Origin of the sequence: Kocuria rhizophila (genome assembly GCF_003667225.1) — a bacterium.
Classification (GTDB): domain Bacteria; phylum Actinomycetota; class Actinomycetes; order Actinomycetales; family Micrococcaceae; genus Kocuria; species Kocuria rhizophila.
Genome location: NZ_RCOM01000083.1, coordinates 1 through 9,966, shown reverse-complemented (window position 1 = coordinate 9,966; position 9,966 = coordinate 1). Strand labels below are relative to the sequence as shown.

At 70.4% G+C, this 9,966-nt stretch carries 10 protein-coding genes; 4 read left to right on the top strand and 6 right to left on the bottom strand.

Features of this window, described 5'->3' with window-relative positions; genetic code table 11:
- Positions 1 to 1,123 (bottom strand): YeeE/YedE family protein (locus D9R02_RS09945; RefSeq protein ID WP_147435351.1); only part of this gene is annotated, 1,123 nt, incomplete at its 3' end.
- A 406-nt stretch (positions 1,124 to 1,529) separates the two neighbouring features.
- On the opposite strand from D9R02_RS09945, the gene D9R02_RS12025 reads away from it, so the two are divergent.
- Complete coding sequence (locus D9R02_RS12025) at positions 1,530 to 1,955, top strand: hypothetical protein (protein WP_144803090.1); 426 nt, start codon at positions 1,530 to 1,532, stop codon at positions 1,953 to 1,955.
- Positions 1,956 to 2,021: 66 nt separating this feature from the next.
- On the opposite strand, the gene D9R02_RS09940 is transcribed toward D9R02_RS12025, so the two are convergent.
- On the bottom strand, positions 2,022 to 2,498 hold the full coding sequence (locus tag D9R02_RS09940) for a hypothetical protein (RefSeq protein ID WP_121566837.1): 477 nt from the start codon (positions 2,496 to 2,498) through the stop codon (positions 2,022 to 2,024).
- Positions 2,495 to 3,496 carry a Rossmann-fold NAD(P)-binding domain-containing protein gene (locus D9R02_RS09935; RefSeq protein WP_121566835.1) on the bottom strand — a complete coding sequence of 334 codons (1,002 nt, stop codon included), beginning with the start codon at positions 3,494 to 3,496 and terminating at the stop codon, positions 2,495 to 2,497. Before D9R02_RS09935 ends, D9R02_RS09940 begins: the two co-directional genes overlap by 4 nt.
- Before the next feature lie 159 nt (positions 3,497 to 3,655).
- Here D9R02_RS09935 and D9R02_RS09930 point away from each other — a divergent pair, with 159 nt between their 5' ends.
- Entirely contained in the window at positions 3,656 to 3,892 is a 237-nt protein-coding gene (locus D9R02_RS09930) for a hypothetical protein (protein WP_070637294.1), read from the top strand.
- Positions 3,893 to 3,985: 93 nt separating this feature from the next.
- Here the strand turns inward: D9R02_RS09930 and D9R02_RS12120 are convergent, their stop codons facing one another.
- The 3 genes from D9R02_RS12120 to D9R02_RS09920 all read right to left on the bottom strand — a co-directional run bounded on the left by D9R02_RS12120 (position 3,986) and on the right by D9R02_RS09920 (position 7,659).
- Positions 3,986 to 4,147 carry a hypothetical protein gene (locus tag D9R02_RS12120; protein ID WP_183085986.1) on the bottom strand — a complete coding sequence of 54 codons (162 nt, stop codon included), beginning with the start codon at positions 4,145 to 4,147 and terminating at the stop codon, positions 3,986 to 3,988.
- Between the two features lie 128 nt (positions 4,148 to 4,275).
- Positions 4,276 to 6,423, bottom strand: coding sequence for a bifunctional anthranilate synthase component I family protein/class IV aminotransferase (locus D9R02_RS09925; protein WP_239357238.1), 2,148 nt, complete (start codon positions 6,421 to 6,423; stop codon positions 4,276 to 4,278).
- Between the two features lie 216 nt (positions 6,424 to 6,639).
- Entirely contained in the window at positions 6,640 to 7,659 is a 1,020-nt protein-coding gene (locus D9R02_RS09920) for an NADP-dependent oxidoreductase (protein ID WP_121566834.1), read from the bottom strand.
- Positions 7,660 to 8,159: 500 nt separating this feature from the next.
- Here D9R02_RS09920 and D9R02_RS09915 point away from each other — a divergent pair, with 500 nt between their 5' ends.
- Positions 8,160 to 8,249 carry a potassium-transporting ATPase subunit F gene (locus D9R02_RS09915; protein WP_065118165.1) on the top strand — a complete coding sequence of 30 codons (90 nt, stop codon included), beginning with the start codon at positions 8,160 to 8,162 and terminating at the stop codon, positions 8,247 to 8,249.
- Positions 8,249 to 9,925, top strand: coding sequence for a potassium-transporting ATPase subunit KdpA (gene kdpA / locus D9R02_RS09910; RefSeq protein ID WP_121566833.1), 1,677 nt, complete (start codon positions 8,249 to 8,251; stop codon positions 9,923 to 9,925). Before D9R02_RS09915 ends, kdpA begins: the two co-directional genes overlap by 1 nt.
- Positions 9,926 to 9,966: the final 41 nt, after the last annotated feature.

The following is a 9,966-nucleotide window of genomic DNA, read 5'->3' as shown; positions in this document are numbered from 1 at the left end:
GGGGGCGGGCCGTGGGGGCGGCGTCGATGGAGTTGTCGTCCGGTGCGGAGGCATCCACGGTGTGGTCCAGGCTCTCGGCGGTGGAGTAGGTGCCCCCGCTGGTGCCCTGCTCCGGCTGGGTGACGGTGGGCTTGAGCCAGATCCTGGTGGCCGCACCCACACCCAGGGCGATGAACAGCAGCGCGATCCAGCCCTGGAAGGTGAACAGGCTGGTCTGGACCATGCCGTTGCCCACCGTGCAGCCACCGGCCAGCGCTGCACCGACACCCATGAGCAGGCCGCCGCCGATGGAGCGCACGGTGGTCCTGGCGTCCGGGACGCGCACGCGGAACTCGCCCGTGGACTTGGCAGCGATGAACGAGCCCACCAGGATGCCGAGCACGAGCATCACGCCCCAGTCCAGCTTCTTGTCCGCGCCGGTGACCAGGAAGTTGAGCAGGTTGGCGGTGGGGGTGGTAATGCCCAGGCCGTCGTTGCGCCCGGTTGCCGCGGACAGCGGCCAGGCGACGACGCCGATCAGTCCCACCAGGACACCCGCGGTGTAGACGTGCAGCGGGCGCTTCCACACGGGCCGGTTGGTCAGGCGGGCGGGCGTGACCGCAGACTTCTCGCGATTGAGGAAGTGGCGCACCATGACACCGGTCACTGCGGCCAGGACGATCACGAACAGCCACGGGGAGACGCCCAGGGCGTCCGGGATGGTGGTGAGCCCGGTGTCCCACTGCTTCATGCCGGAATTGACGTCCTTGAGCACACCGGTCTTCATGGCGGAGGCGGACAGCGCGTACATGGCCAGGGCGATCCACGAGCCCACCAGGCCCTCGCCGGAGCGGTACCACGTGCCGGAGGCGCACCCGCCGGCCAGGATGATGCCCACCCCGAACATGAATCCGCCCACGACCACCGCGAGCGGCATGAACGAGGGGTAGTCAGGGGAGATCACTCCGAGCGAGGTGAGCGCGGCCAGCCCGACGGCGTGCACCGTGATCACCACGAGCAGAGCGGTGAACGTGCGCCACGAGCGCTGCAGGAAGATGTCCCGCAGCATGCCCGTGACGCAGAAACGGCCGCGCTGCATGACGATGCCCAGCAGCGCGCCGAGGACGAGTCCGGTGAGGATCATGTGTGTGCCTGATTCCTGTGCACCCGTGGGCGCACGTTCCAGAAGTGGTTGACGGGGGAAGGACCACTACTGAACTACGCCCGGGCGCCGAGGTCCAGGGAGGTGTCACACGGCGCAACAGTGGGCCTGGCCAGGCCGGTGAACTCATGTTTTAGACTGGAGTATGCTGTCCTTCCCCCGCAGTACCCCCGCCCCCGCATCCGACGTCCACGACGGCGCCGGTTCGGCTGTCTCGCGGCGGACCCTGGCGAAGGGTGCGGCGTGGGCCGCTCCCGTGATTGCAGTCAGCACACTGGCGCCTGCCATCGCGGCGTCACCGTGCGCCGCTTACAGGGGTGGGCAGACGTTGCCAGCGTCTGCGTTTACCGTCACGTACCTCTACGTAACCAGGGAATCCTTAGGCGGGGTGGCGAGCAAGCAGGTGTACCTGAACTTTGGATTCAAAACAAGTGCAGAAGCTCGCGCCTGCGGCGTCACCTCAGGCTCGCTCTACTCGAACAACGCGGAGAACAAGTCGAGAGTCAGCCTCACGAACGGAAAGTCCTACAATCTCAGCAACGGCGGAAATGTTCCTGCCAACGGAAGTGCCGGGACGGTGGACACCTTCTGCGATGCCGGCCTGAATGGAACGGAAGCCTGTGGTACGACCGGACTTTCGCCATACAATGTGGACGGTTCCGCTGGCACCAGTTCGTACAGCGTGAATCGAATTTCTCTGTACCGCCGAGTTACCCTTGACGGCTTCAGCCCCACTATTATTTACCTGAACGCGACCATAGCTGCGGATGGCAAGGGGTCGAACTTCAGCGTCACTTCCGCTCCCCTCTTTTGATATTCGTGAATTCCGGCGGCTAGACGGTTTTTATCACCTCTTGCACGGCATGGCCTCGTCGCGCAGCTATGATATTGAGTGCAAGGCGATCTCCCCCACCCGCCCCACCGACATCGGCACCTGCCCGAACACCGCCCTGGGGATCGGCCGGCGGCACAGCTCCGCCGTGCGTGGCTCGTCCCAGTCCACGTAGACGTACCAGCCGCCCTCCCCGCCGGTGGCGCCCGCGCAATCCTCCGCAGGGGATAGTTCCGACGGTCCGTCCCCGGTCTCGGGCGCCTCCACGCCGTCCACCTCGAACGCCGTCCGCCGCACCCGCCCCACCGCGCACAGCTCCTGCCTCTTGGACAGGTACGCCCAGATCACGTCCCCCGCCTTCATGGTGCGGAAGCCCGTGCGCAGGCACCAGCGGTCGATGGGCTGCGAGCGCCCGATCGCCTCCCACACCTCCGTGGCGTCTTCACGGGTGCGCCAGTCCGCGGGCATGTGCTCCGCATGGGCGGCGGGGTTGATGGGCAGGAACCAGTGGACGTCCTCGCTCATCCGCGCCCCACCCACGAGTCCGCGGACCCGTCCGCCAGCAGCGCGTCGTACCCCTCCCGGAACGTGGGGTACCGCCACTCCTCGCGGGGCACCAGGGCGTGCACCAGCTCACCGTCCACGATCTTGCCGAGCGGCCCCTCCCCCGGCCCGGAGTCGTCCGGCGGCACGGGCACACCCAGCCGGTGCGCGAGGTGCGCGGCCACGTCACCCAGCCGTGCGGCGTCGTGGTCCACGGCGTGCAGCAGCCGCGGGAGCCGGGCCGGTGCCGACGACGCCGCCGCACCGCCTCCCCCCGCGACCGTCCCGCTCCGCGAGGCTCCCGTTCGCTGACCCGCCGCGTCGCCGACTCCGCCGGGCATCCCTGTCTGCGTGGAATCCTCCCGCTCGCCCGCCACGGTGCCCCGTTCCAGCAGGGTGACCAGGACCGTCACGAGGTCGTCCCGGTGGATCCTGTTGGTCACCCGCCGGTGTGCCAGGGGCGCCCCGCGGCGCACCCGCTCGATCATGGACGTGCGCCCCGGTCCGTAGATGCCCGCGGGCCGCACGATCACGAGGTCCGGGAACAGCTCCGCCGCCAGATCCTCCGCCGCGAGCAGCACGTGGGCGGTGGGTCGCTGCGGGTCGGGCGGGGTGTCCTCGGTGACGCGTTCGCCGTCGCCGCCCAGCACACCCGTGGAGGACACCAGGACCACGAGCGGCTCCTGCTCCCCGAGTGCGCGCCGCAACCCCCGCAGGCCGCCCAGGTAGGTGTGCTCGTACCCGGCGACGTCGTGGCCGTCCGCCGTGAGGGTGACCACCACGGCGTCCACGTCCGGAAGGCGTGCCTCGCCGGGATCCGTGAGATCCAGGGACGCCCCTGCCAGCGGCGCGGGCAGCCGGTCCGCATGCCGCCGCACACCGGTGGCCGCCCACCCCCGCTCGCTCAGTCGCAGCCCCAGCGCGGTTCCCACGTCCCCGCAGCCGGCCAGCAGAACACGCCGTGATTCGGTCTCAGTCATGCCTCCACCCTGCCACGCAGCTCCGCATGGACCACACCGTGGAGCGTCGAACAAACTTTCGTCACCCCACTTACCATCGCCGCCGAATCGGACTACGCTGGGAACTCCCAAGCCCCGCATCACCTCATCGGCCCTCCGGGCCTGAATGGAGATCGCACCATGATCATGAAGACTCTGCACGACGCCGGCATCCGCTCCGAGTACGCCTACGCCGCGGGCATGGGCTCCATCGGCCTCGCCTTCGTGTCCTGGGGCCTCTCGCGCTTCAAGAGCGACGACTCCAAGGCGCAGTCGGACCGCTGGGGCATCTTCGTGGGCCACTGGGCCCCCACTTTCATGAGCGTGGGTCTGGCCCTGTCCCAGTACGAGCAGACCCTCGAGAACAAGAAGAAGTAGCCACCGGCCCCGCAGCCACTCGGCGCAGGAAAACCGCCCCGCACCTTCCTGGTGCGGGGCGGTTCGTCTGTCAGCGGCTGCCCGGTGCGGCGCTCAGTGCCCGTAGCCCTGGGACTGCTCCTCCGTGCCGGCCTGCTCCTCGAAGAACTCCTGCTGCTCCTGGGTGTCCGCCTGCTCAGCGGCCTTTTGGCGCTGCTCGTCGGTGTCCACCTGGCTGACCGACTCGGTGTTCTCGTCCTGCTGGTCCTTGCCCATGGCTGCACTCCTTCACGGTTGCGTGGTGCACCGCCCCGAACCCTGCAGCTCGGACGACGGCGCTGTTCCCCCGAGCATCCTCAGCTCACCGGGGCGTGTCAACGGGGTTCAACGATGGCACCCACTCGTCACCCGGCAGCCGCGAGCGCGTGCTGCACCCACGCCGTCACAGGCCCGTGAGCCCACCGTCCCACGCCCCGGACCTCCCCCACCGGGCGGGCGCCGCGCAGGGCATTGGTCACGAACACCTCCGACACCTCAGCGAGGTCCGCGAGGGCGGTGTCCCGTTCGCGGACCTCGTACCCGGCGGACCGCAGCGCCGCGATCACCCGGGCGCGCATCACCCCGGGCAGGATCCTGCCGTCAGCGGGCGGGGTGGTGACCACGCCGCCGCGCACCACGAACACATTGGCGCGCCCGGTCTCCAGCACCGTGCTGTCCTCGTCCACCAGCAGCGGATCGCACACCGGGGACCACGGCCCGGGTGCCGCGTCCAGGGCGTGGCGGTCCGCCCACTTGTGACTTCCCCACCCGCCGGGCACCACCACCGGGCGCAGCACCCACGGCTCCACGGGAGGCGCTGCACCGGGAGGGTTCAGCGGGGCGTGGGTCATCTCGACACGCAGACTCCCTGCGTCCGGGACCGCCGTGACCCGCAGCCGGTGCGGGCCGTCCAGCGCCGCGGCACGCTGAATGATCTGCTCCGCGAGCGCCCCCGGCAGCTCACGGGAGAAGCACGCACGGACGCTGTTCCCGAGTCGCGCCAGGTGCTCCGCCAGCTGCTCGGGGCGTCCCTCGCGGACGAGCATCGTGGTGAAGATCCCCAGGGTGGGGTCGGGGGTCGAGTGGATCACGGGCGCGTCACTCAGGGAGGCCGCCGCGCGCGACGACGCCCCGCCACCGACCACGCACCCCGGGGTCGCCACCTCCGAGGACTCCGCGTGCTCACGCCACTCCCGGGACAGCTCCGCCCCGAACCGGGCGCCCACCGCGTCCAGCAGCGGAGCGGCCTTCACGAGCGTCTCGAACGCCTCCCCGTCCGGGTCCGAGTCCGCGACGATCCCGCCGCCCACACCCAGCCGCACGGCGCCACCGGAGAACTCGAAGGTCCGGATGGCCACGTTCACCACCAGCCCCGCCAGCGGACTCACGCACCCGATGCCCCCGGTGTACACACCCCGGGCCGTGGTCTCCAGCTCGTTGATGATCTCCGTGGCCCTGATCTTGGGCGCCCCCGTGCACGAGCCGGGCGGGAACGTGGAGCGCAGCAGGGCGGCGTCGTCGAGCCCGGGACGCAGCGTTCCGTGGACGTCCGCGACCAGGTGGTGGACGCCCGTGTGCGGCTCCACGCGCGGCACGGCGGGGCTCAGGACGGAGCCGGGGACGCACGCGCGGGAGAGGTCGTTGCGCATGAGGTCCACGATCATCACGTTCTCCGCGCGGTTCTTGGCGGAGGCGTGCAGCTCGCGGGGGTCCGAGTCCGCGGGCGCGGTGCCCTTGATCGGGGAGGTCAGCACGGCGCGGCCGGTGCGGCGCAGGTAGAGCTCGGGCGAGAAGCTGGCCACCGCGCCGCCCGGCACGCGCAGGAACGCGGCGAAACGCGGCCGCAGCCGCTCGTACCCGGCGCAGAACAGGTCCAGCGGGTCACCGTCGAATGCCGCCGTGAGCTCTCGGCAGATGTTCGCCTGGAAGATGTCGCCGTCCCGGATGTGCGCCAGCGCGCGCCGCACGGCCTCGGCGTGGGCCGCGCCGGTCACGGCGGCCTCGAACGGCTCGCACCTGTACGGGTGCGGGGCGCACACCCCGGACGACGACGCCGCAGGGCCGGCCGCGAGCGCCCGCTCCACCGTCCCGATCGTCTCGGCCACCCGGCCAGGGTCCGCTCCGGGAAGGGACTCGCAGAGCCAACGGTCCGCGGCGGCGTCGTGCACCAGGACGTGGTCGTAGTGCGCCAGGTGGTGCTCCGGCAGACCGCCCGAGTGCGGCGGTGCGGGCGGGAGCGACTCCAGGCGGCGCGAGAGCTGGTAGCCCAGGTAGCCGAGCCACCCGCCGCCGAAGCGGGCGGGGTCTTCAGCGGTGAGGGCGGCGTCGTCGTCCGCGGCGCCCAGCGCGGCGAACGGGTCCTCGTCCGCGCCCAGCACGCGGGTGGGCCGGATGCCGATGACCGCGTCCCCGTGAAGCCAGTCGCCGAACAGCGCCGCGAGCCCGGGTTCATCGCGCAGCGCACGCAGCATCTGCACGGGACTCACGCGGTGCGGCAGGGCGGTGCGGGGCACGGGTTCCTCTCGGGGCGGGGCTGGCCGAGCCCATGATACGAACGAACCGCCCCGCACGGGTGCGCGGGGCGGTTCGTTGGACGGGGCAGGGGTGGGTGGCAGCGGCGTCGCCGTCCCGAGGCACGACCACGGGGCACGACGCCGCCGCGCCGCCGGCCCGCCCGCGCGCTCAGTCCTGGGGCGCGACCTCCAGGGCGGAGGCGTGGTGCGCGGTGATCAGATCTTCACGACCATCTTGCCGGTGTTCGCGCCCTTCATCATGTCGATGAAGGCGTCCACGGCGTGGTCCAGGCCCTCCACCACGGTCTCGTCGTAGGCGATCTTGCCGGAGGTGAACCACTCGGTCATCCGGGAGGTGTACTCCTCGGTGACGTCCCAGTGGTCACCCATGGTGAAGCCTTCGAGCATGAGCGAGTTCTTGATGATGTTGCCCATGTTGTCCGGACCGCAGGGGCGCTCGGTGGAGTTGTACTGGCTGATCGCGCCGCACACGGCCACGCGACCGTGCCGGTTCAGCACGTCCAGGGCCGCCTCGAGGTGGTCGCCGCCCACGTTGTCGTAGTAGACGTCCACGCCGTCCTCGCCCACGGCCTGCGCGAGCTGCTCACGGATGGGGGCGTCCTTGTAGTTGAGCACCGCGTCGAAGCCGTACTTCTCGGTGAGCAACTTCGCCTTCTCGTCCGAACCGGCGGAACCGATCACGTACGAGGCGCCCAGCTGCTTGGCGATCTGACCGGCCGCGGAGCCCACGGCGCCTGCCGCACCGGAGACAAACACGCGGTCGCCCTCCTTCAACCCGGCAATGCGGGTGAGCCCGGTGTAGGCGGTCATGCCCGTCATCCCCAGGATGCCCAGGTACACGGACAGCGGGGTGTCCGGGAGCTCCTGGATGGCGGTGAACTCCTCGGCGGAGCCCTGCGCGAGGTCCCGCCAGCCGTACTGGTGCAGCACGGGGGTGCCCTCGGGCAGCTTCTCGGAGCGGGACTCGACCACGCGGCCCACGGCGCCGCCGGTCATGGTCTCGTTGAGCGCGAACGGCGGGACGTAGCTCTTCTCGTCCCGCATGCGCCCCCGCATGTAGGGGTCCACGGAGATGAACTCGTTGCGCACGCGCACCTGGCCGTCCTGCAGCTCGGGCAGCTCCACGGTCTCGGTGCGGAAGTTCTCGGGCTCGGGCCACCCCTCCGGGCGGGAGACGAGCTGGATCTGGGTGCTGGTGGAATCGTTGGTAGCCATGTCTGCATCGTGGCACGCCTGATCGCTTTCCGCAGCAACAATTCGCGCGGAGCGGACGGCGGGGAATTTGGGAATAACCGATCGGTAACTTGTGTCTCCCAACCGACCCAGGATGTGCGGTGCGCCACGCTCAGGCGACGGACGGTGGGAGGCGAGCGGGCGTCGTCGTCACCCGTTCCCATGGCCCGCTCCCGCACGCGCTGCCCGTCCAGCGCGTCCCACGGCATCCGGCTCCCCCTCGCGCAGCAGCGCCCCGAGCCCCCGGCTGTGAGGAAACCGTGAGGATCCGCAGGGTGCGCGTATGGGTTCCGTGAGGGGGCCTCCCCCGGCGGTGGGGGCGGGCGTCTACTGAGGTTCTGCACCCAGGGAGGGTGCGGCGGCCGTGGTCCTGCGGCCGGTGATCTCCGATCGGAGCCAGCAGTGCTTGATGTCGTGTACGTCCTGGGCGTGGTCGCCCTGTTCATGGTCGTGGTGATGGTGGGCAAGGCGGTGGACAAGCTGTGATCGTGCTCAGCGGCATCGCGTTCGTGCTGGGCGTCGCAGCGATCGCGTACCTGGTCTTCGCCCTGGTGAACCCGGAGAGCTTCTGATGGAGTGGGTTCCCTTCCTCGCCTCCGCGGGCACCCTGGTGCTGGCCCTCGCGCTGGCCTACCGGCCCCTGGGCGACTACATGGCGTGGGTCTTCCAGACCCGCACGCACTGGGCCCCGGAGTGGGTCCTCTACAGGCTGACCGGCGTGGCCGCGGACCAGGAGCAGTCCTGGCAGGCGTACCTGCGCTCGGTGCTGTACTTCTCCCTGGCGGGCGTGCTGCTGCTGTACCTGCTGCAGCGCACCCAGAAGTGGCTGCCGTTCTCCACGGGCGCGGACAACCCGGATCCGGGGGTCGCGTTCAACACGGCCGTCTCCTTCGTGACCAACACCAACTGGCAGGCGTACTCGGGTGAGAACCTCGCGTACACCGTGCAGTTCGCGGGCCTGGCGGTGCAGAACTTCGTCTCCGCCGCCACGGGCATCGCGGTGGCCGTGGCCCTGGTGCGCGGCTTCGCGTACCGGCGCAGCGGCACCATCGGCAACTTCTGGGTGGACCTCACCCGCACCACGGTGCGCGTGCTGCTGCCGCTGTCGATTCTGGGCGCGCTGGCGCTGATCGCGGGCGGTGTGGTGCAGAACTTCGACGGCTTCACGGACGTCACCACCGTGGCCGGCGGCACCCAGTCCATCCCGGGCGGGCCGGTGGCCTCCCAGGAGGTCATCAAGGAGCTGGGCACCAACGGCGGCGGCTTCTACAACGCCAACGCCTCCCACCCGTTCGAGAACCCCACCGGGTGGACCAGCCTATTCGAGTGCTTCCTGATCCTGCTGATCCCGTTCGCCCTGCCCCGCACGTTCGGGCGCCTGGTGGGGGACAACCGCCAGGGCTACGCCATCCTCGCGGTCATGGGCGTGCTGTACCTGGCCTCGCTGTTCGCGCTCGCGGCGTTCGAGTCCGCCGGGCAGGGCACCGCGCCCGAGCTCGCGGGTGGCCCCCTGGAGGGCAAGGAGGCCCGCTTCGGCATCCCCCAGTCCGTGATCTTCGCGGCCACCACCACACTGACCTCCACGGGTGCGGTGAACTCGATGCACGACTCCTACACCGCCCTGGGCGGGATGGTCCCCATGCTCAACATGCTCCTGGGCGAGGTGGCCCCCGGCGGTGTGGGCTCCGGGCTCTACGGGATGCTCGTGATCGCGGTGATCGCCGTGTTCGTGGCCGGGCTGCTGGTGGGGCGCACCCCCGAGTACCTGGGCAAGAAGATCGGCCCGCGCGAGATGAAGCTCGCGAGCCTCTACATCCTGGTGATGCCCGTGCTGGTGCTCGCCGGGGTGGGCCTGAGCTTCGGGATCCCCGCGCTGCGGGACAGCATCGAGAACGAGTCCCTGACCAACACCGGCCCCCACGGGCTCTCCGAGGTGCTCTACGCGTTCGCGTCCGGCGCCAACAACAACGGCTCGGCGTTCGCGGGCCTCACCGCGGACACCCCGTGGCTCACCGCCGCGATCGGCGTGGCCATGCTCTTCGGCCGGTTCATCCCGATCGCCCTGGTGCTGGCCCTGGCCGGCTCCCTCGCGGCGCAGGAGAAGATCCCCGCCACGGCGGGCACCCTGCCCACGCACCGACCCCTGTTCGTGGGGCTCACCGCGGGCACCGCGGTCCTGGTGACCGCCCTCGTGTTCTTCCCCGTTCTCACGCTGGGTCCCCTGGCAGAAGGTCTGATGCAGTCATGAGCACCACCGTCACCGAAGCACTCTCCGAGGCCCCCGCGGCC

Coding starts and splice junctions, on each gene's coding strand:
- D9R02_RS09940 (WP_121566837.1), bottom strand. CDS start 2,498: ATGAGCGAGGACGTCCACTGGTTCCTGCCCATCAACCCCGCCGCCCAT.
- D9R02_RS09935 (WP_121566835.1), bottom strand. CDS start 3,496: ATGACTGAGACCGAATCACGGCGTGTTCTGCTGGCCGGCTGCGGGGAC.
- D9R02_RS09930 (WP_070637294.1), top strand. CDS start 3,656: ATGATCATGAAGACTCTGCACGACGCCGGCATCCGCTCCGAGTACGCC.
- D9R02_RS12120 (WP_183085986.1), bottom strand. CDS start 4,147: ATGGGCAAGGACCAGCAGGACGAGAACACCGAGTCGGTCAGCCAGGTG.
- D9R02_RS09920 (WP_121566834.1), bottom strand. CDS start 7,659: ATGGCTACCAACGATTCCACCAGCACCCAGATCCAGCTCGTCTCCCGC.
- kdpA (WP_121566833.1), top strand. CDS start 8,249: ATGGAGTGGGTTCCCTTCCTCGCCTCCGCGGGCACCCTGGTGCTGGCC.